At 39.2% G+C, this 25,531-nt stretch carries 23 protein-coding genes and 1 tRNA gene; 14 read left to right on the plus strand and 10 right to left on the minus strand.

Annotation, left to right across the window (positions count from 1 at the left end):
- Positions 1-4: 4 nt before the first annotated feature.
- From CA265_17265 to CA265_17280, 4 genes are all read right to left on the minus strand, one after another.
- On the minus strand, positions 5-3,175 hold the full coding sequence (locus CA265_17265; protein ARS41309.1) for a SusC/RagA family TonB-linked outer membrane protein: 3,171 nt from the start codon (positions 3,173-3,175) through the stop codon (positions 5-7).
- Between the two features lie 260 nt (positions 3,176-3,435).
- On the minus strand, positions 3,436-6,351 hold the full coding sequence (locus tag CA265_17270) for a transcriptional regulator (protein ID ARS41310.1): 2,916 nt from the start codon (positions 6,349-6,351) through the stop codon (positions 3,436-3,438).
- 665 nt (positions 6,352-7,016) lie between these two features.
- The gene (locus CA265_17275) at positions 7,017-7,676 is read right to left on the minus strand and encodes a GDSL family lipase (GenBank protein ARS43037.1); all 660 of its coding nucleotides are present in this window, start codon (positions 7,674-7,676) and stop codon (positions 7,017-7,019) included.
- A gap of 851 nt (positions 7,677-8,527) precedes the next feature.
- Positions 8,528-10,609 carry a hypothetical protein gene (locus CA265_17280; protein ID ARS41311.1) on the minus strand — a complete coding sequence of 694 codons (2,082 nt, stop codon included), beginning with the start codon at positions 10,607-10,609 and terminating at the stop codon, positions 8,528-8,530.
- Between the two features lie 468 nt (positions 10,610-11,077).
- Here CA265_17280 and CA265_17285 point away from each other — a divergent pair, with 468 nt between their 5' ends.
- Entirely contained in the window at positions 11,078-11,269 is a 192-nt protein-coding gene (locus CA265_17285) for a hypothetical protein (protein ID ARS41312.1), read from the plus strand.
- A 108-nt stretch (positions 11,270-11,377) separates the two neighbouring features.
- Here CA265_17285 and CA265_17290 read toward each other — a convergent pair.
- Positions 11,378-11,453, minus strand: a tRNA-Lys gene (locus CA265_17290).
- 125 nt (positions 11,454-11,578) lie between these two features.
- On the opposite strand from CA265_17290, the gene CA265_17295 reads away from it, so the two are divergent.
- The 4 genes from CA265_17295 (at position 11,579) to CA265_17310 (ending at position 14,642) form a co-directional block, all read left to right on the plus strand.
- Complete coding sequence (locus CA265_17295) at positions 11,579-11,875, plus strand: hypothetical protein (protein ID ARS41313.1); 297 nt, start codon at positions 11,579-11,581, stop codon at positions 11,873-11,875.
- A 104-nt stretch (positions 11,876-11,979) separates the two neighbouring features.
- On the plus strand, positions 11,980-12,237 hold the full coding sequence (locus CA265_17300) for a hypothetical protein (protein ID ARS41314.1): 258 nt from the start codon (positions 11,980-11,982) through the stop codon (positions 12,235-12,237).
- 404 nt (positions 12,238-12,641) lie between these two features.
- Entirely contained in the window at positions 12,642-13,265 is a 624-nt protein-coding gene (locus tag CA265_17305; GenBank protein ARS41315.1) for a hypothetical protein, read from the plus strand.
- 729 nt (positions 13,266-13,994) lie between these two features.
- The gene (locus CA265_17310; protein ID ARS41316.1) at positions 13,995-14,642 is read left to right on the plus strand and encodes a hypothetical protein; all 648 of its coding nucleotides are present in this window, start codon (positions 13,995-13,997) and stop codon (positions 14,640-14,642) included.
- 243 nt (positions 14,643-14,885) lie between these two features.
- Here the strand turns inward: CA265_17310 and CA265_17315 are convergent, their stop codons facing one another.
- Entirely contained in the window at positions 14,886-15,194 is a 309-nt protein-coding gene (locus CA265_17315; GenBank protein ID ARS41317.1) for a hypothetical protein, read from the minus strand.
- An 18-nt stretch (positions 15,195-15,212) separates the two neighbouring features.
- Here CA265_17315 and CA265_17320 point away from each other — a divergent pair, with 18 nt between their 5' ends.
- Complete coding sequence (locus CA265_17320) at positions 15,213-16,292, plus strand: hypothetical protein (GenBank protein ARS41318.1); 1,080 nt, start codon at positions 15,213-15,215, stop codon at positions 16,290-16,292.
- Positions 16,293-16,530: 238 nt separating this feature from the next.
- On the opposite strand, the gene CA265_17325 is transcribed toward CA265_17320, so the two are convergent.
- Together CA265_17325 and CA265_17330 are read right to left on the minus strand one after the other, a co-directional pair.
- Positions 16,531-17,109, minus strand: a complete 579-nt coding sequence (locus CA265_17325) for a deaminase (protein ARS41319.1) — start codon at positions 17,107-17,109, stop codon at positions 16,531-16,533.
- A gap of 219 nt (positions 17,110-17,328) precedes the next feature.
- Positions 17,329-17,643 carry a hypothetical protein gene (locus tag CA265_17330; GenBank protein ARS41320.1) on the minus strand — a complete coding sequence of 105 codons (315 nt, stop codon included), beginning with the start codon at positions 17,641-17,643 and terminating at the stop codon, positions 17,329-17,331.
- Positions 17,644-17,733: 90 nt separating this feature from the next.
- Here CA265_17330 and CA265_17335 point away from each other — a divergent pair, with 90 nt between their 5' ends.
- The 8 genes from CA265_17335 to CA265_17370 all read left to right on the plus strand — a co-directional run bounded on the left by CA265_17335 (position 17,734) and on the right by CA265_17370 (position 21,733).
- Positions 17,734-18,249, plus strand: a complete 516-nt coding sequence (locus CA265_17335; protein ARS41321.1) for a hypothetical protein — start codon at positions 17,734-17,736, stop codon at positions 18,247-18,249.
- Complete coding sequence (locus tag CA265_17340; protein ID ARS41322.1) at positions 18,233-18,787, plus strand: hypothetical protein; 555 nt, start codon at positions 18,233-18,235, stop codon at positions 18,785-18,787. The genes CA265_17335 and CA265_17340 overlap by 17 nt, the downstream gene beginning before the upstream one ends.
- Positions 18,788-18,850: 63 nt before the next feature.
- Positions 18,851-19,201 (plus strand): glyoxalase/bleomycin resistance/extradiol dioxygenase family protein, encoded by a 351-nt coding sequence (locus CA265_17345; protein ARS43038.1) that lies wholly within the window; start codon positions 18,851-18,853, stop codon positions 19,199-19,201.
- Positions 19,202-19,292: 91 nt separating this feature from the next.
- A complete protein-coding gene (locus tag CA265_17350; GenBank protein ARS41323.1) occupies positions 19,293-19,907 on the plus strand; it encodes a hypothetical protein in 615 nt (204 codons plus the stop codon).
- 36 nt (positions 19,908-19,943) lie between these two features.
- Positions 19,944-20,492, plus strand: a complete 549-nt coding sequence (locus CA265_17355; protein ID ARS41324.1) for a hypothetical protein — start codon at positions 19,944-19,946, stop codon at positions 20,490-20,492.
- Between the two features lie 45 nt (positions 20,493-20,537).
- Positions 20,538-20,819: a hypothetical protein gene (locus CA265_17360; protein ARS41325.1), complete on the plus strand. Its 282-nt coding sequence runs from the start codon at positions 20,538-20,540 to the stop codon at positions 20,817-20,819.
- Between the two features lie 65 nt (positions 20,820-20,884).
- Positions 20,885-21,331, plus strand: coding sequence for a hypothetical protein (locus tag CA265_17365; protein ARS41326.1), 447 nt, complete (start codon positions 20,885-20,887; stop codon positions 21,329-21,331).
- A gap of 51 nt (positions 21,332-21,382) precedes the next feature.
- Entirely contained in the window at positions 21,383-21,733 is a 351-nt protein-coding gene (locus tag CA265_17370; GenBank protein ID ARS41327.1) for a glyoxalase/bleomycin resistance/extradiol dioxygenase family protein, read from the plus strand.
- 816 nt (positions 21,734-22,549) lie between these two features.
- On the opposite strand, the gene CA265_17375 is transcribed toward CA265_17370, so the two are convergent.
- Both CA265_17375 and CA265_17380 read right to left on the minus strand, forming a co-directional pair.
- Positions 22,550-22,912: a hypothetical protein gene (locus tag CA265_17375; protein ARS41328.1), complete on the minus strand. Its 363-nt coding sequence runs from the start codon at positions 22,910-22,912 to the stop codon at positions 22,550-22,552.
- 151 nt (positions 22,913-23,063) lie between these two features.
- Entirely contained in the window at positions 23,064-25,517 is a 2,454-nt protein-coding gene (locus tag CA265_17380) for a hypothetical protein (GenBank protein ID ARS41329.1), read from the minus strand.
- Positions 25,518-25,531 lie beyond the last annotated feature (14 nt).

A 25,531-nucleotide genomic window follows, 5' to 3' on the forward strand; every position in this document is an offset into this window, starting at 1 on the left:
TATATTAAAATCCAACATTTAAGCCAAACAAAAATGCCCTTGCCTGTGGATAAGCACCACGATCGATACCGTATTGTGCACCACCACCAGAATCGGCAGTTACGCCCAATTCAGGATCGTAACCCGTGTATTTGGTTATCGTAAATAAGTTTTCTGCAAGCACATAAACCCGAAGTTTTTTCATGCCCCATTTGCTAATGATGTTTTTAGGCAATGAGTAACCCAGTTGCATGGTTCTTAACCTGAAGAAATTACCACTTTCCAGGTACAGGTTAGTAAATTTAGAGTAGTTACCATTTGGATCGCCATCAACAATACGTGGAAGGGATGCTCCGGTATTACTTGGGGTCCATGCATCTAAATATTTGCTTTGGTAATTTGCTGTAGCAATATCTAACCTTCTTAAGCCCTGAAAAATTTGATTGCCGCCCGAACCACTGCCGAAAGCAGTAAAATCGAAGTTTTTGTAACCTAGATTAATCGTGATACCATAACTTACAGTGGGGTTTGGATTACCTAAATAGGTACGGTCATCAGGATTGATGATGTTATCGTTAGTTAAGTTGGCAAATTTTAAATCACCAGGTTTTGCATTGGGTTGTAATTTGGTTACACCATCAGCTCCAAAATAACTGTCTACTTCGGCCTGACTTTGGAAAATACCCAAAGACTGGTAGCCATAATATTGCTGGTAAGGCAGATTTAAACCTGTTCTGGTAATGTTTCCAAAATTCTGGAAGGTTGCGCTATTATCTTCTAAGAAAAGGTTGCCGGGAAGTAACTGCGTAACTTTGTTTTTGTAAAACGAAATGTTTCCGTTTACACCAAAATCTAACTGACCGATTTTATTTCTATAGCCCAACTCAATCTCTAAACCCCTGTTTTGGATATCTGCCACGTTTTGCGCAAAACTTCCGTAACCAGCATACCCCGGTATTGGTGGGTTTTGTAAAATACCCGTGGTTTTCTTATCATAAATATCAACAGTTAAGGTTAAGTTCTTGAATAGTGTTGCATCGATACCAATATCTGCCTGACGGGTTTCTTCCCACTTCAGATCAGGATTGGCCGGAGCACCTGGGCTATACCCTACATAAACGGTTTCATTTGTAGAACCAAATACGTAATTACGATCTCCTCCTGCCCCTACAATTGGGATATAAGGAAAATCGCCAATACCATCATTTCCGGTAATACCGTAACTTCCACGAATTTTCAGGAAGGTAAGCACATCATTTTTAGGGAAAAAGTTTTCTAAAGTAGGTACCCATCCTATCGAACCTGAAGGGAAGTAACCAAATTTATTATTACCTCCAAACCTTGATGATCCATCACGTCTGATCAAGGCAGAAAACAGATATTTCTCACCATAGTTATACTGGATCCTTGAAAAAAGTGAGTTGATTCTGTGATCGGTACCATCGCCACCGCTACTGTTTGTTCTATCGGCAGGCAAGGCATTGTACCTGAAAGATGCTTCATCGAAAGTTTTTGCAGGTACATTGTTGTACACTACAGTCGCCCTGCGCTGGTTGCCATCTTTATACTCCCCATGACCCAATAGGAAGGTGAAATTATGTTTATCTATCACCTTATTGTACGAGATCGTATTCTCCAGGTTCCAGTTAATTACATAGGTATTCTCTCTTGATAACGAAGATTGGTTAATAGGTGTTGAAGTATTGTAATAGGCTATCGGGGTAAATGAGTTACTTCCATAAAAAGCCATTTTTGTACCCAACGATGAACGAATGTGCAGACCTTTTATAGGTTCGAGATCGGCAAAAACATTACCTACAATGTTATGGTCATAGCCATAGTTCCCTAATCGGTTCTGGATCATTGCCAGCGGGTTCTTCATTTCCTGTAGTACATAAGGTGAGATCCCAAAAAGCTGCCCATCACCATTTCTGGTTGCTGCAGCATTTTGTACCGGATTGCCTGTAGCCGAAGGGAAAAAAGCCGATTGTGAAGCCGGATCTGTAATAATTGAAGGCGTAATCGGATCTAAATTAATTGCCGAACTTAATACGCCACCAAACTCACGGTTAGTCTCACCAATACCACTGTTAACCCCATGGCTATAACCTAAATTTTCGCCAAATGTTACACCTTTAATGGGCTTAAATGAGGTATTGATACGCACATTTGCCCTGTTAAATTTAGAAATAGGTGTTGCTACAATCCCCTTAATATCGGTATAACCAAAAGAGGTAAAATAAGTTGCTTTCTCACTTCCTCCAGATACGCTAAACTCATGGCTTTGCTTTGGAGCACTATTGTTAAAAATCAAATCCTGCCAATCTGTACCCGCACCTAATGCTGCAGGATTGGCAAATGCCGGGGCTTTACCTGCACTAACAAGTGCCTGGTTACGCAAAGTTGCATATTGTGTAGCATCCAACAAGTCTAATCTTTTAGCTGGCGCCTGTGTGCCGTAGTAACCGCTGTAGTTAATGTTCAGCGTACCTGCTTTACCTTTTTTGGTGGTTACCAAAATAACACCCGCAGCAGCACGTGTTCCGTAAATGGCGGCAGAAGCACCATCTTTAAGCACCTCGATTGATTCGATATCATCCTGGTTTAAATAGCCAATACCACCTGCATCAATCACCACACCATCAATTACCCAAAGCGGATCGTTTTTGCTATTACCAAAAGAAGTAAAACCTCTTAAACGTACGGTTGAGCTTGAACCTGGCTGGCCAGAAGTTGCCGCAATGGTTAAACCTGAGGTTCTGCCCTGTAATGATTGCTCGATACGAACCACAGGTTGATTTTCTAAATCTGAAGCCTTAACACTTGAGATTGCCCCCGTTACCACACTTTTCTTTTGGGTACCATAACCCACCACCACTACTTCTGTTAAATCTTTCGAATCGGCTGTAAGCGATACATTAATACGGCCGCCTGCCGGAATAGTTACCGTTTGTGGCGCCATACCAATTAAACTGATGGTTAATTTGCCTCCTACAGGTGCCTGAATGCTAAAAACACCATTGGCATCAGTAGATGCCGCCCTGGTAGTTCCATCGAGCTTAACTGTTACACCCGGTAAAGGGCTACCATTTTGTTCTGTTACTTTTCCTGTAACCGGAATATCTTGTGCCAGTAAGGCCAGCGGAAATGCCATGATACAGTAAATGAAGAATACGAATGTAAATCTTCCTCTCATAGAAATTAGTTTTAAGTTAATATTTGGTTAGTTAATGACCGGGGCTCTTGGTAGCCCGTTTCATAAATCAAATCTATAGCGGTGCAGTGCAATAGAACAATTTGGCGCTACTACACAAACCATACAGAAGCCCTCAATTCACCTAAAAAACAGATTTTTAGGCCTACATAAGCCCTACAAGGAAAACACAAGTAAACTGAATATCAGACACTTAATTGGTTTTAACAAAAAATGTTTTTTATTGTAACAAAAACATTGGTTTAAGGTGTTTTTTGACGGGCAATATCAATCAGAAACTCATATAAATTAGTTTCAGGCTTAAGCTGAAGCTTCTTTCTTAAGCGATATCGGCCTACTTCGATGGCTTTTATGGTTACATTCATTAGCTGCGCCATTTCTTTTGATGAAAGATTCATGGAAAGGTAGGCACAAAACTTTAAATCGTTCTGACTTAAATCCGGATAGAGGTCTTTGAGTTTATTAAAAAATTCGGTGTTTACATGATTGAAGTGAACGCTTAAATGGTCCAGTTCCTGGTCCTTCTTTTCTACATCCCTGATCAGCCTGATCAGGTGCCTGAAACTTGGCGAGCTCTCATTTATATCGTGGTTTTTAATAACAGCCGATATCACTTCTTTAATTTTCGCCAATACCTTGCCCCGCTGTACCAGGTGCATGGTCATACTGGAAAGTTCTTTATTCTTGTAGTTTACATCAGCTTCTAACTTTTCGTTCTGCAACCTAACAATTTCCTTTTCATTCCGGTCCAGCTCCAGCTGATGCAGGTAACTCATCCGCTCCTGCTCTTTAATGTGTTTCCGCTTTTGCCACCTGATAATCAACCTGATCAACAACACGATCAAAATCAGGTAAAAAATCCTCATCCATATGGTATTGTACCAGGCCGGCAGCACAACAAAAGTATAAGCCACCACTTCCGACTCATTGCCTATATCTGTTCTTCCTTTAATATTGAAAGTATATTTCCCGGCAGGTAAATTGGTATAATCCTTTTCACTTTTTGTAGTCCATGCCGACCACTCCTTATCGAAACCAACCAGCTGATAACTGAATTTAATATTTTTATCATGCTCGAACAGTGTAGAGGAATATTCGAAATGCATGGAATTTAAGTTATTGGTGTATTCTGGTATTTCGTGCTGGTCCTGTCTAGGCGAAATTACTCCCTTAGTTACAAAATAGCCGCCAAAAACCAAACTATCTTTTTTACCAAGCAGTTTAATCTGCCCCAGCACTACAATGGGTTTAGTTATATTTTCGATGTACTTTTCATAATTGATATGATAGGCACCTTTATTGGCACCAATAAATATATTTTTACTATCTAAGGGGTAAATCGATTCGAAGCCACCCACTATTTTCCCATCTAATTCGGGCAGATAAAAAATACTAAAAGGATTCGAGCCTGATGGCCGGTTAAAATCAATAACACCCACTTTCTTATTGCTTACAAACCAGATATTTCCGTCGTTATCCTCCTTCATATACTGCACCGAAATCCCTTTTATGGCGTTGGCCAATAATTTTAGGCGTACAAATTTTTTCTTTGCAGTATCATATTCATAAACGCCGTTTATCGTGGCAATAACCACCCTGTTTTTAATGTGATATACATAATTGTACAATTTAGAGGGTAGTCCATCACGGTCGGTATACATGGTGGTGCGCAGTACACGTTTATGATCGGGCTGCAATTCTATTTTATACACTCCATGGTAAGGATGCGATGCCCAGATATGATCAGGGTTGTTATTATCGGCTACAATAAACCGCAGCGGTTCGTTTATCCCATCTATTCTTCCGCCATTGCTAAATAGCCCATCCTTATAACTTAGTCGTTGTAAACCCCAATAGGTCCCCGCAATAACCTCGCTGCTTGGATAAACCCGGTCTAAAGTTTGGTACAACCAGGTACCGGGTAAATTGTAAAGCGGCTTAGCTACATTATGCTGCACCAAAAGTGTGCCCTCCTCGTGTGCCAGCAACAATTGGTTATTAATCTCATCAAGCCCCCAAACCTGCCCTTTGGTATTTTTTACCTCTTCAAAATTCGCGGTGGCATAACTTAAGTCTTTGGCAGCAGGATTAACATTTGTTCGATATAAACCGTTCGATGTACCGATGTAAACCGATTGCTCAAATTTTCTGAAAGCATAACTCGTAATCTGTTTATTTCGGTCAGGAAAAATACTTTTAATGGCACTATTGATGGCCACATAAGCAATCCCGTCATCTAAAGCCAGCCACATGTTCTTATCCCTATCCTGCAGAATTCCCCTTACATTATTGTTCTGCAAACCTTCCCTGTAATTGTATTTCTGAATCAGTTCTCCACTTTTGTTCATAATGTATACTCCACCAGAGGTAGTACCCACTGCATACAGGTTTTGATTGATCCGATCGGCAAAATAAATCCGGTCGTTAAAAAACACATGATCGAGACTGGTTTTTAGCGGTTTAAGCTGGTGGTTAATCAACAGAAAAAAACCACCTTTTAAAGTAGAAACCATTAAAGTATCGCCATTATAAGGTAAAATAGCCGTAACAGACGATTTTTTGAAAACCGGATCAGCACAAAAAGGTTTCCACATTTCCTGCTCATAAACCATTAATACCGATTCTTCCGATTGGGCAAACACCTTATTATTGGCTATACCCATAAAAAGCCAGGCATTACTGGGTTTATAGTTCTTAACCACACCGTCCTTATAGTGCAGAATGGCATTGTTCGATCTGAAAAAAACTTCGTCATGAATAATCGAAATGTCCCATATATCGGCCAGCTTGCGCAGGTTTTCGGGCAGCAGGCCTAAAAGCGAAGTATATTTTAAAATCCCCTTCTCATTGGGGTAGTAAAAACCAAATTCATCCTGACCGCCAACATAAATCCGGTTTTTAGAATCGATCCCGATGGAGCGTACAGAAGTATAATTAGGTAAGCGAAACAGGTTCCAGTAGCGGCCGTTAAAAGTAAGCAGCCCCTCATTATTCCCAAAATAAAGCACCCCGTTTTTATCCTGCTTTACATCCCAGTTCTGCATCCCCGCATTATACTGCTCGTTATTGTAATTTACAATCTGCGGAATCCCCAAAAGGTCCTGAGCATGTACATGGTAACCGAAAAAAAATAAGATAACAACTAGAAATTTATTCATCTGGCTAAAGGAGGACGATTTGAACGCAATAATAAATATATAATTTTAATTCCGATTAACCTTACATACAACTATGCGCTGTTGTTAAACCAGGTCGCCCATTTTTAGAGAGTAGAATAAAAATCTAATCCTTAGGTGTCCTCAGGTGACTAAGGTGGTAAAACAATGATGCTTATTTTTTGAAGCGCAATACCCGTGGTGCTTCGGTGTGTTCCGGTCCCGCTTTCACTACAAGTCCTCACTCGTACCTCGCTCCGGGCTTACCGTTCAATCGGGGCTAGTTTATTGGAGGCAGTAGAATAAAAATCTAATCCTTAGGTGTACTCAGGTGACTAAGGTGGTAAATAATGATGCTTATTTTTTGAAGCGCAATACCCGTGGTGCTTCGGTGTGTTCCGGTCCCGCTTTCACTACAAGTCCTCACTCGTACCTCGCTCCGGACTTACCGTTCAATCGGGGCTAGTTTTTTGGGGGCAGTGTAATAAAAATATAATTCTTAGGTGCCCTCAGGTGACTAAGGTGGTCAGAAAAAATACAACGCTTTTCGAAGAAGTGGCGCTTTTTTTTACCCCATAATAAATTTAATTCACATAAGCTTATGTGCTCTTATATAACTGATATGTTAAATAATCCTTTGGTTCCTTAAGTGCTGAGAAGAAAAATAATTACTTCAGTAGATGCCGTTCAACTGCTTTTCGCCAGATCGCATAACCCGCCGCATTCATATGCAGCATATCATCCACAAAAAGTTCTGGTCTAAGCTGTCCGTCTTTGGTGAGCATCAGCGGATATATATTAACAAATTTAGTGTTGGCCTCTCCCGCTAAAAATTTCTCGATCAATGCATTCGATGCTACTGCCTTTGCTTTAAATTTATCCCTGCTCGGGCTTGGTTTAATAGAAATATAAACAATAGGCACCGTGGGTAATTTGGCCCTAATGGCCTGGTACAAACGGATGGTACGGTTCAAAACGGTATCTGGTGTAACCGTTTCATTTGGTAAATCGTTCTCTCCCACATACAATACAATCTGTTTTGGCTGGTAAGGAAAAACAACATCATTTAAATAATAAGTAATGTCGTTAATTACAGCACCGCCTATTCCACGGTTCAATGCGTTGTATTTAGCAAAAATCTGTGTACAGTCGTCCCATTTCCGAATAGAGGAACTTCCTACAAACAACACCGGATGAACCGGCGGTTTATACATCTGATCGTACTTTTTAATGGTTTGCACATCATCCCAAAAATTGGGCTTCTTTTGGGCGAAGGCCGTTACAGTTAAAAAAGCAATCAAAAAGAGGCTTAAAAATGATTTTTTCATACGCATCAGGAGCTGAGGCTCACAATATACCAATATCCTGTTTTTTACAATCGATTCAATCAAATTTATTACGCCCGATTAACCAAAACCTTGCTTCAAAGAGGCAGTGTGCCGATCAAGAAATTTGAGGAATATTCTTGTGGAATAGTGCCTGATTCGCCTGCATTGAGTAATGCAGGCAAACAGGTCTTGCTATCATCAACTAACCAAACATATAATGATAAACAAATATAGCTCTTTATTTAGAACTATTCTAAATAATTAAAATTTATTAACTAAAAGAATAGTAACACATTAATAATCAATTAATTTAATTTCGAAGAATTGCTACACAACAAAACCTAATCAGTTTAAATGGCAAACGATGAGCTTCATCAGGCTGCGTTTCTTTAGGAGTATTAACGAATAATCTGTGATCATTAGTACAATATCATCTTTTCTTTAACCATTTAAGGCATATAAGTTTCATATAAGCTCAAACAGCTAATGTATCGCTTGAAAATTGATCAACTTGATTTTCTGCGCCGATCATCTTAATCTGCGGGAGCAAATAAGAATAGGGGTTTCCCGCTGATATCGCAAATCACAATGCGTTCATCATCCTGAGGGTTAACTTATTGTATAAAAGTCAATATAAATGACATTTTTTTTGCTAATCGTAGGCTGCGGGAGATCGTCATTCCCAACTCGATTGGGAACCACGGAGTGCTCATGAATGCCTCTGAAAAAAGGAAAGCATATGAATAATCGTAATGCCTTGGTAGGTTTTGTAGGTTGCATTAAGATTCCGCCTACGCGGGAATGACGATCATTCTATTGGTGCCTGTCAAAGATAGCGGAGTAGATGAAATTTATCCCCGGAAACCAGCACTAAACCTCCTGAAATCGAATGATAACATCGCAATATGCGCCAGTTTCTGCCTGGTAGAATGGTCATCATGATTGACATCCATCACATCCACAGGTGCTATCGCATCATTTGTTAATACCGCTTCATTACTGAGGTTACTCACAATCTGCTTAACCAGCAACGGATCGGCCTGTTCGGGTTTATGGTTTAGCGAAAGGTATATAGAAGTAATAATCGCATTGATCTGGTAAATGGTCGACTGTACGCCATACAAACCGTTAAAATCGATATGTTTCCGCATCGGCTCCTGGCTGGCCGACTCAATCGCCTCGCTTAAGGCCGATAAGCTCAGGTTGGCATTTTTCCTGGCCATGCGCGAAATGTTCTCGCCCAGGTTTTCCTTCCTTTCAATCGCTACCTGCAGATAATGTAAACTATCATTGGTTGCTTTGCTTATTTTCGCTTTCAACTGGCGGCTATCCCATATCGGAAAAAGATAGGTGGCAAAAATGGCAATTACACAGCCCAGCACGGTGAACATAATCCGGTCGTGTACAATATGATCGAAATGCCCCTGGTAACTGCCTAAAGTTAAAATTACTGCAGGGGTGATAAATAACACGCTTACGGTATAATTTAAACGGTTAAAAGCATAAAAGCCCAGTAGAAAAATAACCGAAAAAGAAAGCAGCACCGCCTGACTCTTCACAAAATAGATGATGATCAATCCGATGACCACCCCGCCAAGGCTTCCTTTTAAGCGCTGTAAATTCCGTTTCCAGGTAATCGAAAACTTCGGCCGGGCCACAATCACCAGGGTGAGGAAAAGCCAGTAACTGTATTTACTCGGCTCCAACTGCCAGATCAGCAAAAAACCAAACAGGAAACAGATGGCCAGCCGCAGCGAGAACCTGAAAATGGGCGATTTTAAGGTCAGGTGCTCTTTAATCGAAAAACGATCGCCGGTAATAAATAAGGGATATGAAATCGATCCTCTCAATTCTTGTAAGTGTTTCTCGGGCGTGCGCTCATTGCCCCTGATCATTTCGATAATGCGCACAATATCATTCATGTTCGAAACCACCTTCAGCACAATTTTACGCTGGCTTTCGTTTAAACGTTCCATCTCCTGTAATAACATGACGCGCTTCTGGTAATATTCAATATTGGTTGCCACCTCACCTTTATACGCCTTGGCCGACCGCACGTGCCTGCCCAGTTGCTCGAGTTCTTTGGCCAGCAATTCAATTAAGCTGGCAATCAGTTTCAGGCTCGGGCCCGTTGCCAAAGTTTTGCGTACCAAAGCATAATCGTAATGTACGGCATTCAACTGTTCATATAAATCAATCAGTAACCTCGCCCTTTCCAGCAACAGCTGTCCTTTGGGGTTATCAGGGTTCATGGCGTATTTATCGGTAAGCAACAGGTTGCGGATCAGCTCGTGTTTCTGGTTTACCTCAATGTGCAGTTTTATGGCTTCTTTTTGCTGCAGATCGAGTGGAACATCCACATCGTAATTCCTGGCCTTGGCATTTAAAAACACCGCACTGCTCATCAGGCACTCGAAAATGGCATGGTGAAGCGAACGGTAAGGGCGGATTAAAATCTGGATCAAACTGATCACATAATACCAAACGCCGCCAAGCAAAATATAACTGCTAAAATACAGCGGTCGCGCCGGGTGAAGGCCCATTACAAATGTACACACAATCAGCGCCATGGTACCAATCAGCGAGAGTTTCTGCCCGTATACCGCAAACATCGAAAAGCTGAAAGCCGCGATAACCACTACAATTGCAGTAAGGTAAACATGATCTAAAACCGATGATACCACGAGCGTAGTGCCAAAAAAGACGATGATGCTCCAGAGGGCTGTTTTCAGTTTGTTCAGGCGGTTATCGGGCAAATCGGTCAGACTGATTAACAAAGCCCCAACCCCTATTCCCTTCGCCGCCTCCGGATTGCCCAGGTAAAAGAATAAAATAATGGGCAATACCACAGTAATGGTGGTGCGCAGGGCATCAGAAAAGTACTCGCCTAAAAAGAAATACGAAATGGTAGAGCCGATGCTGTTTTTGCCCATGTATAGGTTAATGAATGCTGATCAAACGATAAAAGCTGCAAAGATAATAGATTTATAATGCATGCATAGCAAATACCACACAAAACCAGATACCGATCTGTTCTTTGGGTTTAGAAGCGTAATTGCGTGTTCGTATTACTCCGTAGTGACGCGGCGCTGAATACTACGGAGAGAAGTTTTGAAAACGGACCAAAAAGATTGCTTCACGCCACCACAACAGCTCTACCCTTTCGTTCGCAATGACGTATCTTTTTCAACTAATCCCCCCGCTGTCACTTCTCCACGTCCTTTGCACGCTCTTCTTCCCGACCTTTGCGGTTAAAAAAATCGACGTATGCTAGATTTGATTCACCCAGACTTCCGACCTCGGTCACCCGACTTCCGACTAATCAAATTCCCTCTTTTAACAATTAACAAAACAATTGCCCTTTAAAAAGAATTATATAAGCACACCTATAACAATTTGATATGAAAACGAAAATAATAATCTTAGTGGCCGCCTTTGGCCTGGCCTTATCAGCCTGTAGCGGTAAAAAAGCTGATCAGGAAAATGCAGATAGCCTATACAAATACACGGACACCGGCAAGGTGATTGACAGTACCCATACCGATTCTACAGCAGATTCGACCACCAACGCCCCAGCTGATGTAAAAAATTAAAGAAAATAAACAAACAAACGCGCTCATGCCGAAAGGTATGGGCGTTTTTTTATGCCCAAACGTAATGTTTTGTGAATTGATTCTCTAGCCATTTAATGCTTTAATAAATGGTGACCCCTCAGGGGTTCGAACCCTGGACCCACAGATTAAGAGTCTGTTGCTCTACCAACTGAGCTAAGAAGTCTGATTGAATAAATATAGGATAAAAAAGGGGAGAGTTAGTAATATTCGCCATCAGATTAATATGATTTAAGAACTATAGCAATGCAGCCCTTTTTTTATTATACTTGAAGTATAAATTAACGCTCAATGGACGCATACATTATAACCAAATTATTAACGAAAGCTTTAATGACTGCTCTCATAGATAGCACACTATTATTCTTCATGATTAAAGGGTTTGTAAATCCAATATTTAGGTGGATATATATCTTTATACCGGTGTTAGTGCTTTTGGCGTTATTTACATTTTTAATCTATCCTTTGGATATATTTCAGCATCCAGTTTTCCCGCTGTTTCAAGCCTTTTGCTTTCTTGGCGGTATATCTGGAGCAGCTAGATATTACTGGCAGCGATGGAACAGAAAGAAACAACCGCAATCCTAAGCCAAGCCTTTATTATTTCCCAATCTTATTCCTACTATGCTTCTAATATTCGGGACTTCTGAGGTCCTTCTTAACTTCTACGAAGCCGACCAAAAACATTAAATATGTTAAATAAAAAATTAGCGTTTAAACAGTTAAGGAATGGCAAGGAAATAAGATTGTCTTGGAAGTCGCTGGATGAAATTATATATACTATTTTCTTAAAATTGCATGATGGCATATACTCTTTCCATTACTACTATTTTGACGGAAATGATGTATTCGATGAGGAAAGCTATAAAGATGAGCATAAGCATAATTACAGTGACTTCAATAACCTATACGAAACGCTAGTGACTATATTTCCTGAGGTTGATCAGTAATTAGATTAACTATATTCCTAGCTAACCCTTTTCTCTTTCTTGCCTATCTCGCGCAAGTCTTTGCGCCTTAGCCTAAACAAGACCTGAATGTACTTTTAATAAATTAACATACTTGCGCCAGTTATCTAAATACAAATATCAATAGTTGCCTATATTTGCTTATAAACGAAGCATTCGGATTAACTATGGTTGAGAACCCTTGGAATAAAATCCCGCTAGAAGACTATGAACTTCAAATGCAACACGATATTGTTAGGCAAGCATAGTTACTCAATAATTTAACACGGAAATATCTTGTAGTGCTTAGAAGTAAAAACATTTCAAATTTCACTCCTTTCCAAGGGGTATCAATAAATGGGCAGTAATTAATGAGGCGATTCTTCAGTATATTAATTTTAATTGTCTTGACTTCGTGTCAAGGGAACAACTCAAACTTTGTTTTTGATCCTTCAGTTCCATACCCCCTCTTAAACCCAGGTGATTTTTGGGTGGACAAGTTTGATCAAAGAGGATTGCAGAATGCAATTATTTATCGAGATAAAATATACTGCAATACAATTGACATTGGAGGCGACAATTTTCTTTATTGCTTAAATCCAAAGAATGGACTCGTTGAATGGCGTGGACATATTGACGCTTTTGCAAGCCAATCAGCATCATTTAAAAATGATACAGTGATTTACTGTTCGTATCTAGGCAATATTTCTACTTTTGATAAAGAAGGAAAAGTTATTTGGAAAGCTAAGTTCAATCATCCTTATTCGGGTCATTGGCTTGATACAATCAATTCAAAAGTATTGGTGAAGACTGTTTATTGGAAGAGGGTTTCTGAATACGATATTAAGTCGGGAAAACTAATTTCAGATAATGAAAACGACTCTTTAAAAAAACTTATTGAGAAGAATATGAAAGATAAAAGACTTTTTGAAAAACATACATATCGGTTTAAAAGAAATGGCAAAACATACACCATTAAATCCAGACCATCAAGTTCTGATGAAGTCATAATCAAAATAGAATGTAATTAATTAAAGCATAGATCGAATCCCGTTGTTTTGCGACTGTCGATTCTCACCCCATCTAGCGCAAGTCTTAGCGCCCTAGCCTATGCAAAGGCCTGACTTGTGCTTTCATAAAATACAGAATAACTTCACTCCGTTTCGCACGCCTTCCGTGTGTGCAGTTTAACCACTAAAATTAAATGACAGGCTTAATCATGTTTTCTCACACGCGGCACGCGTGCGCCAGCGGTGACTTGTGCTTTAAAAATTTAAAGCTTTAATAAAAACCGTTTTTAATAGATGCTGAAACAAGTTCAGCATGACGATCGCGTTAGGCAAGAAACAAAAAAGCGTATGCCTCGCCATCCTCCCCTTCCGTTCGCCATGAAGAATTGGCTCATTTTTATAAGCACAGACTTCCGACCCCGGTCCTCCGACTCCGGACTAACTTATCAAACAGATTACTTCGTCTAATTCTTGCATTTTCGGGCTACAGTCTATTGTTAAATAGCCCTGATGGAAGTGTAACGGACAGCAGGACCGAAGCCATCCGAAGAACTACAGACCCTGCGCTCCAAAACCTTCTCCAACTCCAAACCTTAACATCCCCATTATGGAAGATTATAGGCTTCAAACAGATTGCCTGCCTGCAACAGACAGGCTTCACGCTCCCTCGCCATCCTCCCCTTCCGTTCGCAATGACGAATGGGTTCATTTTTAAAATCAAAGCTTATATTTAGGCATTACAAACAATAAATGACAGACGAACAAGCCATAGAACTGATTGAAAAAGAGTTTCAGGATAAAACATTTGGAGCAACCGAACAATATCTTGAAATCCATTCGCCAATCTACATCAACAATAAATTACAGATCACGCGGATCGACCGCGATTGCGACAAACTCATTATAACCTATCTGCCTGTGCTGAATGAACGGTTTTACTTTGCGATATACATCGATAGTGATTCAGGCGAAATGATCAATATCGGTACGGAGCCTGATCACCATGTCTATTTTATTGCCACATCTGAAAATCTGTCGGCAACTGAGCTCAAATCCATGTGCATCCTATCAGTATACGAAAGCTGGAATAAGGGAGATTTAAAGAAAAACGGAAAGGTAACGCATCAATTTAGTGCTTTAAAAATAATGCCCAACAGCGAGCCAGATGAATTTGAAGATAAACTCGATAAGTTATTAACCTATCTGGAAACAGACAAGAAAGGCATTAGTGAACTTGTAGAAAAGGCTGAAGGCTACATTCAGGTTGCCATGGATATTCATAATGGAAATGGAATGATTGGCGGCCCACATATCAGCAGGGAAAACATAACCAGAATGCAGGACCTTGGGCTCGCAATAAACTTCGACCTCTATGTTGGTGGCAATAGTTTCAGGTAGAAAAATTAATTGGCTTAGCGCCTTAGCCAGTGCAAAGGCCCGACTTGTGCCTTGAAAACTTAATGCTTTAATAAAAACCGTTTTTAATAGATGCTGAAACAAGTTCAGCATGACGATCGCGTTAGGAAAAGAAGCAAAAAAGCGTATACCTCGCCATCCTACCCTTCCGTTCGCCATGACGAATGACTTCACTTTTAGAAACCCAAACTTCCGACCCCAGTCCTCCGACTCCGGACTAACTTATCAAACATCTAGCGCAAGTCTTAGCGCCCTGGCCCATGCAAAGGCCCGACTTGTGCCTTGAAAACTTAAAGCTTTAATAAAAACCGTTTTTAATAGATGCTCAAACAAGTTCAGCATGACGATCGCGTTAGGCAAAGAAACAAAAAAGCGTATACCTCGCCATCCTGCCCTTCCGTTCGTCATGACGAATGGCTTCACTTTTAGAAACCCAAACTTCGGACCTCCGTCTCCTGACTTCTGACTAACCCGAAAATATACCCAGTAAATGGTATTGCTTCCAAGTGGGTTGATTGGGAAATTTGCCTGCAACAAACAAACAATCAGGGCATGAAATTAAACAAACTCCTCCCAATGGCATCAGGGCTTATGCTATTGGTAATGGCATCAAGTGTATTCGCGCAGGTAAAGAAATCGCCAAGTAAAGCAGCTGTTCCCGTTAAAACCAAATACGGCGCGTTGGCTGTAGACCGATCAAATGGTTTTTATTATGGTTTTTCATTCGATCAGCCAAACCTGGCCGAAGCCGAAAAAAGAGCAGTTGCCGAATGCAATAAACGCGGTGGCGCCTGCAGTATTGTACTCACCTATTCGGGTACAGGTTGTGCCGCCTACCGCACCATAAACGGCAATGTGGGTACGGCATTTGGCTGGGGTATTGCGAAAACGAAAGAAGAAGCTGATGCAATAGCGACCAAAGAATGTTTAAAAAGAAGCGGCGGCATACAACCGACCAACTTTGTCTGGAGTTGTAATGCAGCACAAGCGGCGCAGTTAAAAGAAATATATAATGCTTCGCCAGAAATTACCGGTCCGGTAAAAATTGGCAACCAGGTATGGACAAGCACCAATTTAAACGTGAGTACCTATAGAAACGGCGAGCAGATTTATTATGCGGCCAATCAAAAAGAATGGGAAAAAGTAAGCAGGGAAAAGATTCCGGCTTATTGTTACCTTAATTTCGATAGCAGTAATGAAAAGAAATACGGAAAGCTGTACAACTTTTATGCGGTTACCGATCGCCGTGGATTGGCGCCGGCCGGCTGGCATGTGCCCAGCAGTAATGAATTTTTAACCCTTATTTCGGCTTTAGGTGGAGAAAAGGTAGCTGGTAAAAAAATGCGTGGTACGACCGGCTGGGACATCAAAGATTCGTACAAATTTGCACATGGCAATGGCGATAACTCATCAGGTCTTAATTTACTGACCAATGGCAGTGCAGGCGGCGATGAATATGGCGGTGGCCAGTCTTTCAAGTATGGAATATGGTTAAGCTACTGGTGGTCGAGCAGTACCAAATCGAGTGGCGACAGCTTTGCCTACTACCTCGATTTTAACAAATACAGCGAACCGCGCGTAACCGATTATAGTAAAACCACAGGCGCTGCAGTAAGGTTAGTGAAAGATTAATTGCCCGTATCGCAATAATGCTCATATTTCGAAACCTAAGGTTACAAATCGCTTAATCAACCGGAAAAGTTCAATATTTCCGGTTGATTTTGTTTAAGGGGATAACAAACCAAATACATTTAAGCATATCAGGAATTGAAGAAAATATAAGCTGACCGGCTTCCGTTCGCAATGATGAATCGCTTCGTTTTTAGAATCCCAGACTCCGGACTTCCGACTTCCGACTCCGGACTTTAAACTAACCCTTCCCCAGCTCCCCTACATACCGATAAGTGTTCACCTGCACACCTGTAGGTGTAACCTTCGAGCTTACAAAAGCCAGTACGCGCGGATCGGCAGTAGCTGAAAAGAAGCGTTTGCCTGTGCCCAGCAATACCGGGTATACTATTAGTACAAGCTCGTCTACCAGCCCCTGCTCCAATAACACCGCAACTACCGTTGAACTTCCATACAAAACAAGATCAGGTCCATCTGTTGCTTTGAGTTCGCGAATACGCGTAATAATATCACTGCCTAAATCCTCAACTGGCCCCCATTCAAGGCTTTCTGGTCTATGGGTGGCTACATATTTTTTGCCTTTATTTAAACTATTCGCCATCGGATTATCACCGGCCTTCGGCCAAAACTGCGTCCAGCTATCGTAGGTACGGCGGCCCAGCAGCAGATCGATGTGAGTGCCCTGTGCCTCCAGTACGGCTGCCATACCTTCTGCACTGCGATAAGGTGTTGTCCATCCGCCATGTGCGAAATCCTCGCTGTTTTCGTGCTGCATTACGCCATCAAGCGAGATATGTTCCATTATTTTGATCTTTCTCATGTTATTTTCTATTTATTTGATGATGATAAAGTTACAATGTAAGAGCCACACACATGCGGGGCAATCGTGACAATAAGAAGGCGTTTTCATGACCATTTGTATTTGATATAATAGTTGACGTAAAGTTTCCACATCTAATCACATTTCCATTTTACCGCTTATATTATCATTTGAGGGTTTTAACTTATACGGCCTTATATTTCTTATATGGTTAAGTGCTTAGTTGTTTAACTGAAAAGCCAACCGGAAATAGTGAAGGATTAGGAAACGAAGGGTTCCGTGTTCTTCGGATAGCGCAGCCCCGCCATTCGCTACAATCTTTTTTGTTGCTATTATCGTGAGCTTGTCGAAGAAGCAACAAAAAGGATTTTCGCTACTGTCGGGTTTAGTGAGGAGGACCTGTAACTTTTGCCAAGGTTGAATAACGATTGTTTTAAATATGTTCCATACATTTCTGATATGGTTAACTATGTTTAACCGGTCAACTGAAATCTGCCAAAAACCCTTATCTTGTATAAATTTGATCCCGTACACTAGACTGGCTTATCGATATCGTTGAAAGCATATATAACAAAGTTCAAGAATGCCAGACTTAGCAGTAATTAGTCAGAAATCATTTAGTTAATGCAAAAAGAAGAACAAACCGAAGCAAGTGAACGCTATTTATTGGGTACGGAATATTTTACAGACAGTGCTATAGCGATTTGGCAAACTGAATGCATAAAAAGATGTAAGAATAAACCCAAGGATGACGTTTATCACAAATATGTGAATTGGGTGAAAAGAGAAAATGAAATTGCTGTGTTTACATTATACGCATATGCCGACTTCAAAATCCCTAAAAAATTCGATATTATTTTCCAAATAGACGAACCAGAAAATTATGTTAAAGAAGAATATGAATTGACACAAATTGTTTATGAGGCATGGTATCCTATGGAGGGTGCAGAACATGGACATAAACATCTTTGCATTTTTAAATTCAAGAACAGAATACCGGCAATTTTGGAGCTCTTGCATAAACAAGATGAAAAATTTTCTACAATTACAGATGAACAAAAGCAACTTGGCTTCTGCAGCTCAGCTGATTTTGAAGAAATAAAACAAAGAGAAAAGAAAAACAATGAATCAAATTACTAAAGCAAAAAATCTCTACGAATTTATTGATTTAACAAAGGTCCGCACAGCGATGTATATTGGAGATGAATCGTTATCTGCATTATATTTTTGTATTGGTGGCTATTACTGGGCCTGCGGCATAAATGGAACTGATGAAAAATTGCAGCCTGATTTTAGTTTATTTCACGATTTTGTTGCTAATTATTATTTGTATCGTGATTCTACAGCGGGTTGGAAAAATATTATTTTGGCTGAAAATTTTGGTGATGAGAAACGAGCGCTGAAAGAATTTTATAAGTTGTTTGACATGTTTAGAACAATGCCAAAGATTATCAATGCAAAGAAAATTTTATTTAAAATACTTGACCAACTAATCAATGGAACAATTCTAACGAAAATATCAAATGAGCAATTATCAATCAGTTTAAAAGATTTAGCACATAGGCTTGAGGAGTCTAAATTTTATTCAAATTATAAGGAAATTCTTAGTGACTTAGAAGAGCTCGCTAAGTCAGATAAAACTTTTGATTTCTTTTTGAATGATATTAAAAACACCTAGCTTAATGAAAACGGCATTATTAAGCAAATGAACAAAGTTATTGAAGCTTTAAAAGAACCAAACATGGAAATCCGATTACTGGTACTGCGAACTAGAGATACAAAACTTCTGGCTGATTTTTACAGTTTACTTGGAATTCAATTTGAATATCACAAACATGGTAACTCTCCATATCATTATTCGGCTACAATTGGGTTAACTGTTCTAGAAATTTATCCATTGGTAAAAAACCAAATCGAAGCAGACAAAAACTTGAGGTTAGGCTTTGGTATAGAGAACTTTGAACAGGTGATGGATAAATTAAATATATTACAAGTTGATTTTGCACAAGAACCAACCCAAACAGAATTTGGTTTTATGGCCATTATAATTGATCCCGATGGCAGAAAAATTGAATTGTATAAAAACAGCTAATTGGTTTTGTTTAAAAGAAAGGTTTAACTTAATATATAACATATTTTTAATTTGTCTGAGACAAAGTTTAAAAACATAAAATTCAATCTTAATGACCTCTCCTACACAAATATTAAATTGGTTAGCCATTGGCTTCGAACAACCGAATGGTAGTTTGACTGAGCATTTTTACTACGATAAACAAGATGCCGAATTTTTCTCAATCCTATTTACAGACTATTTTATACTTGATGAAGAGCTAAATTTAGCCAATAATGTAACTACCAATTACTCAAAACAACAAGAAGATTATATAGTTAACAGAATAAAAAAAATTGAAGAAAATGACCATACTATAGTTTCAATTCCAAGGGTTACAGTAGAAGACAGGAAAAATTTTATGCAACAATTTGTTGATACCTTATCTGACCAAAAATTAATTGAGGTTCTAAATCAAAGAATTAAAAATCATGATTACAATAATAAGTTCGACTTTTACTTTGGCAAGGAAGCAGATGAACTAACAAAAGTGAAATGGGAAGAGACAAAAAATATGTTTTTACTGCAACAGGTAGAAACTTTCTTAAATCTTAACAACATAAATCTTGATAAAACATCCTTGTGGCTTCCAGATGTTGATGGTTCTGTTTCAATAGATCTGACAAATGAAAACATCAAAAATTTTAAAGAGATAAAGTCAAAAAAGTCATGGTGGAAACTTTGGTAGTCGTGTGAACACTAAGTACATCCTGAATTTATAAACATGAAAATAACTATCGATAGCCTATCCATTCAAGAATTGAAGCTATACAACTATACAGATTCTTTAAAAGGAACTATGGATCAGATGGAAAAGCAACTTCAAGCGCGTGGCATCTTCGATCAATATCGAGAGATCCACAAAAGCTATCTTGATTTATTTTTCAATACAGAAAACGAGGAAACAAAACTTGAAATCCTGAAACGCCTTGTGTTTTTGAACTGGTACGGCATAATTGAACCGAGTTGTTTCACCGGTATTCAAGATCTCGACAGTTCAATCATTTTCGAGTCGTATTCAATTTTAAATGAATATCTCATCGACAATAAAATCGACAAAGAATTTAAATGGATGTTATCCTATTATTCGAGTTGGGATTTCGCCATACTTCCTTTTTCAGAAAACAATTTGAGTGCATTAACAAAATTTGTCAAAGAAGTAGATACGACCATTTTGGCTTGTCCAAAAAAACAATTGCCTAAAGGAACAATGGATAACAGAGGGCAAATGGGTCTGTATTGGATCAGCTGTTCGGTTGAAAAAGAGGAATAAATACGAGGTTAGAAGTAAAACTATTGACTGGTAAGAAATAATATGATGACCGACCTCCAAATAAAAGATTTTATAGCGGTATATGATATACAGCAAAAGTTCATCAAATCTTTCAGATCATTAATGGAGCAAAATACTTGTGCAGATTTAGACATTAGCCATAAGAATATTTCAATAGAGACCATAAACCTCGATTTCGAACTGCTTGATGGGGATTCGATTGCCTTCAAAAGCCAAATGGATCAAGGTGGCAATAAAATAGGCTATTACAGATTGGTTTTCGGCTTGAATGGGGAATTAATAGATGATTTTTTAGTGATTTACTGATATAATTAAACACGCAGATTGCACGGACTTACGCATATTAAATTAACATTCAAGCTTCCTACGCGATGAAACACCCAAAAATTGTTTTTGCCTTTTTTATCCTTTGGCTATTACTTATTTTTATCTGGTATAAAACTGGTAGAAGCCGAAAAACTGAAAATGACAAGCTATTAAAGAACAACATTGAATTTACAGGCATCCTAAAATCTGTAAAGGTGTCACGAAATCATTGTTTTGCAATAATCTTAATTGACAATGTAAAAAGTAATGTTGCATCTTTTAATCCTGACTTAAAAGACCGGTATTTCCCATATGCCATAAAGAATGGCCGGGCAGAAATTTATACTTCAATATGTGAAGGAAAAATTAAAGAAATTGGGAGCGATGTAAAATTAAACTCCAATCAAAGAAAATTAATCCTTGAGATAAGCCATAAACCTTATGAATTTGAAATTTGGATTACCTCAGAAAGACCAGATATCCAATTCATTAAGAAAAACACAATGCTTTGAATAGATTGTACATAAAGCACTTTTAGTTTTTAGCTTCAATAAAAAATAAATATGGATATTCGATTACTGGTACTACGAACTGGAGATACAAAACTTCTAGCCGATTTTTACAATTTACTTGGAATTCAATTTGAATATCACAAACATGGTAATTCACCGTATCATTATTCGGCTACAATTGGGGTAACTGTTCTTGAAATCTATCCATTAACTAAAAACCAAGATAAACCAGACAAAAACTTAAGGTTAGGCTTTGGTATTGAAAACTTTGATCAGGTGATAAAGGTATTAAATACAGCAGGGATTACTTTTACGCAGAAACCAAATGAAACAGATTTTGGTCTTATGACAATAATCATTGATCCCGATGGACGGAAAATAGAATTGTATAAAAACAGTTAATCGCTCCCTTCTCTTCGTTTACTTTGCGGTTAAAAAGCCACGGAAACACAGAAAACACGGAAGCATTAACATTAGCCTGCTGAGCAAGCATGGTTCCTCCTGCACGGGAATGAGGATCGCCTTTAAATTCTGTGCTAATCACCTTAAATCTGCGGGAGAAAGAGATGGTTAGGGTTGCCCGCTGATCACATTGATTTTTCTTTATAAATTGTCAGTCTGAGCGTAGTCGAAGACCATCCAACTTTGCATCCTCTGCGCTTTCTCTCTGTGATCTTTGCAGTTAAAAAGCCACGGAAACACAGAAAACACGGAAGCATTAAGATTAGCCTCGCTGAACAAGCGTGGTTCCCGTCTGCGTGAGTGAGGATCACTTTAAGCGCTGCGCTAATCACCTTAAATCTGCGGGAGAAAGAGATGGTTAGGGTTGCCCGCTGATCACACGGATTTACGCAGACAAAAAATTTCTTTACGCGCCACACATCCAAAGGCTTCGGTTCGCAACACGTATAAAACCATTGCTTTGTGTCTTTGCCTTCGTGGTCGCCTCTTTAATTTAATGCCGCACTCTGCGCTTTCTCTCTGTGATCTTTGCAGTTAAAAAGCCACGGAAACACAGAAAACACGGAAGCATTAAGATTAGCCTCACTGAACAAGCGTGGTTCCCGCCTGCATGTGAATGAGGATCACTTTAAACTCTGCGCTAATCACCTTAAATCTGCGGGAGAAAAAGGCGGTAAGGTTGCCCGCTGATCACACTGATTTACGCAGACAATCCCTCCTTATGCCTAATGCACCTTCTTTTTGCGGTTAAACACATTACTCCGTTAATTGCTGTTTAATGCCTTCAGTAAGTTTTTTCACTTTCATATAACCTGCCAAAGAATTGTTCCGTTTATCGAAGTCGATTACTAACCAGCCCTTTTTGGCTTTAAGGTTAAACTTATCGCTGCCATTTAAATTCACGAACAGATCGATATTCTGATCTAACGGAAGTTCATTATTCAAGGCACTATCCAGGTATTTTTCCAGCTTACCGGTTTTATGCTCGGCATACTTTGCTTCAAATTTAAAATCGGTATTGTTATCCATTGTGCTTAGCGATAAATGTCCACCACTGTTACGACATCCATAACCTAAGCCGGTCAATAAAATTGCGATACTATAGATTATATTTTTCATGTTTTGTTGGTTAATTGGTTAACTGTTTAAATTGGTTAATCGGGGATTTAACACATACCCCGAAGGGGACTGGGTTTTTCGCCCAGACTTCGGTCTCCCGACTCCGGACCTCCGACTCCAGACTGAGGACTCTAGACTTAGGACTAAAAACCTAACCTCCCGCCCTTCCTTTAATATCATCTGCCGCCGTTTTCCGGTCCTGGTTTGATTTTAAATTCTGGTTACCAAAACTATAACTGATATTGAATGATACCCTTCTGCTGATGTAATTATTCTGCACCCTTAAATTCACATTCTGGTAATCGAGTGTTCCTTTCCAGTAGTTGGTTTGGAAGATATCATCAACATTTAGCTTCAGCTTTAAAGCTTTGTTTAAGAAACTTTTCTGCATCCCTATATTTAAAGCATACTGATAAATAGTGGTTCGTTCTAAGCCCCTAACTTTAGGTGAGTTTAACCAGAAATTGGTTTCTAATGCCCAGTTATTTCCTAAAATAATCGAATTAACAGTATTGAAGTTGTAAAACACTTTACTTAAAGCAAATGGGGCGCCTTCTAAATTATCATCGTTAAATTTATTATAGGAAACCCTAAAATTGTTCTGCAAATTCCACCATTTGGCAATGGTTACTGGAACAGATAACCCGGCCGAATAGTATTGCCCGCTGCCAATATTGCCTTGCCCTACGGTAACTATCCTGGTGCTATCGTTTTGTGCGGTTTTACTATCTAAAATTAAATCTTTTGTTTTAGCATAACTCAATGAAAAAAACAATCCGCTTTTGTAATTGTAACTCACCTCAAAATTATTGGTAAACTGGGGTTTTAAGTATGGGTTTCCCTGTGCTATGGTATAAGGATCCATATAAAAATTAAATGGGTTTAACTGCTGGTAATTTGGCCGATCTATCCTTCGGCCATAAGTGTAACGCAGATTACTGCTTTCAGAAATTTTCTGGTTCACAAAAACCGTTGGGAATAACGATAAATAATGTTGTTTTACCGATGTATTATTGGTTACCGATGTTCCGGTTGATTGTGTAAACTCTGCCCGTAAGCCAGCCTGAACCTGCCACTTACCCAAATCTTTCGATAAATTTGCATAGGCCGCATTTACGTTTTCTTTGTAAATAAAATTATTGCTCTGCCCTACAACATTTTGCCATTCGTTATTAACCAGCGCTGAGGAAAGAAAATCGTTATTGGTTTTAACATAAGCACTCTTCAGCCCTGTTTCAAGCTTTGTAGTTTTTGATATTGGCCAGGTAAAATCTGTTTTTGCTGCATAAATATCAATAGCGGTTTTACTATTATTTCTAATCACTGTATTTTTAAAAACAGCACCCTTATCATCGTAAAAATTGGTGTTAAAATTTTCCAGTCCTGAGTAATCAAAGCCAGAGTAATCGGCATCAAAGTTTAAACTTGCACCCTCCTTTTTAAATTCATGCCTGATATTAAAGTTTGCGCTATAGTTTTTGTTTGGGGTATTTGCATCAGAATATTGGATCAGCGAATTATTGCCGGCAACTCCATCCTTAATTTCGTTTATAAAGGTTTGGGAGAAATTATCCAATTTACGTGTACTGGTACTGCCATCAAACATCACACCTATTGTTGTTTTTTCAGTTGCATAATAATCTGCACCTAATTTTGCAGCCAACCGCGATCCAGTATATATTTTCTGGAAATTCTGGTTAAACATACTCTGTAAGCCATTCGCATAGGTGCTCCGCTCTAAAAATAAATTCGAAAAATTATTATTTTTTGACGCATTTGCATTGGTAAAAAAATTCCACTTTTCTACCCTGTGATTTAAATTGAAGTTAAGTTCCGATCCGTAAATATTGGTGGGTAAATTAGCCCTTATTGCATTGCGATAGGTTGACGAGACATTTCCATTAGTACCAAATGCTTTGTTCTTTTTTAATTTGATGTTGATGATACCTGCATTGCCGGCAGCATCGTATTTAGCCGATGGGTTAGTAATAATTTCGATGGTAGCAATCTGACTGCTGCTTAAGCCATTTAAATAAACCGTTAAATCAGCACTCGATAAAAAGTTGTTCTTCCCATCAATCATCACCATAACACCCGATTTATTGTTCAGTAAAATCTGGTCATTTTGGCGGTCGATCTGCACGCCGGGTGCCTTCTCCAAAATTTCGAGCGCCGTGCCACCGGTTGCAATAATGCTGTTTTCTACATTCAATACCATTTTATCAATCTGATGTTCAATAAAAGGTTTCTTGCCCTGCACACTCACTTCTTTTAATTGTTTGCTTAAATTTTCGATCGTGATGGCAGGTAATTTCAAATCTTCGTTAAGCGAAAAATGGCTGGTCTTTTTACTTTTAAAACCGACGATAGAAACCGATAACACATATTCACCGCTTTTTAGCTGATCAATTGCAAACTCGCCTTCAATATTGGTCGATACGCTTTTAACCACGGTGGTATCAGGATAATTTAGCACCCGAACAACCGCAAACGATACCGGAACAGTCTTTTCATCAACAATTTTCCCCGTAAGTTTATTTAATTTTTGGGCAAAAGAAGTCCCACATGCAATAAAGCATGCCAGCAGCGTAAATAATGTTTTCATGTTTTTCTTTTAGG

The sequence above is a fragment of the Sphingobacteriaceae bacterium GW460-11-11-14-LB5 genome, from assembly GCA_002151545.1.
Taxonomy (GTDB): domain Bacteria; phylum Bacteroidota; class Bacteroidia; order Sphingobacteriales; family Sphingobacteriaceae; genus Pedobacter.

Bases quoted from the DNA above. Each gene is read 5' to 3' on its own strand.
- CA265_17265 (ARS41309.1), bottom strand. From the start codon at position 3,175: ATGAGAGGAAGATTTACATTCGTATTCTTCATTTACTGTATCATGGCA.
- CA265_17270 (ARS41310.1), bottom strand. From the start codon at position 6,351: ATGAATAAATTTCTAGTTGTTATCTTATTTTTTTTCGGTTACCATGTA.
- CA265_17275 (ARS43037.1), bottom strand. From the start codon at position 7,676: ATGAAAAAATCATTTTTAAGCCTCTTTTTGATTGCTTTTTTAACTGTA.
- CA265_17280 (ARS41311.1), bottom strand. From the start codon at position 10,609: ATGGGCAAAAACAGCATCGGCTCTACCATTTCGTATTTCTTTTTAGGC.
- CA265_17285 (ARS41312.1), top strand. From the start codon at position 11,078: ATGAAAACGAAAATAATAATCTTAGTGGCCGCCTTTGGCCTGGCCTTA.
- CA265_17295 (ARS41313.1), top strand. From the start codon at position 11,579: ATGGACGCATACATTATAACCAAATTATTAACGAAAGCTTTAATGACT.
- CA265_17300 (ARS41314.1), top strand. From the start codon at position 11,980: ATGTTAAATAAAAAATTAGCGTTTAAACAGTTAAGGAATGGCAAGGAA.
- CA265_17310 (ARS41316.1), top strand. From the start codon at position 13,995: ATGACAGACGAACAAGCCATAGAACTGATTGAAAAAGAGTTTCAGGAT.
- CA265_17320 (ARS41318.1), top strand. From the start codon at position 15,213: ATGAAATTAAACAAACTCCTCCCAATGGCATCAGGGCTTATGCTATTG.
- CA265_17325 (ARS41319.1), bottom strand. From the start codon at position 17,109: ATGAGAAAGATCAAAATAATGGAACATATCTCGCTTGATGGCGTAATG.
- CA265_17335 (ARS41321.1), top strand. From the start codon at position 17,734: ATGCAAAAAGAAGAACAAACCGAAGCAAGTGAACGCTATTTATTGGGT.
- CA265_17340 (ARS41322.1), top strand. From the start codon at position 18,233: ATGAATCAAATTACTAAAGCAAAAAATCTCTACGAATTTATTGATTTA.
- CA265_17345 (ARS43038.1), top strand. From the start codon at position 18,851: ATGGAAATCCGATTACTGGTACTGCGAACTAGAGATACAAAACTTCTG.
- CA265_17350 (ARS41323.1), top strand. From the start codon at position 19,293: ATGACCTCTCCTACACAAATATTAAATTGGTTAGCCATTGGCTTCGAA.
- CA265_17355 (ARS41324.1), top strand. From the start codon at position 19,944: ATGAAAATAACTATCGATAGCCTATCCATTCAAGAATTGAAGCTATAC.
- CA265_17360 (ARS41325.1), top strand. From the start codon at position 20,538: ATGACCGACCTCCAAATAAAAGATTTTATAGCGGTATATGATATACAG.
- CA265_17365 (ARS41326.1), top strand. From the start codon at position 20,885: ATGAAACACCCAAAAATTGTTTTTGCCTTTTTTATCCTTTGGCTATTA.
- CA265_17370 (ARS41327.1), top strand. From the start codon at position 21,383: ATGGATATTCGATTACTGGTACTACGAACTGGAGATACAAAACTTCTA.
- CA265_17375 (ARS41328.1), bottom strand. From the start codon at position 22,912: ATGAAAAATATAATCTATAGTATCGCAATTTTATTGACCGGCTTAGGT.
- CA265_17380 (ARS41329.1), bottom strand. From the start codon at position 25,517: ATGAAAACATTATTTACGCTGCTGGCATGCTTTATTGCATGTGGGACT.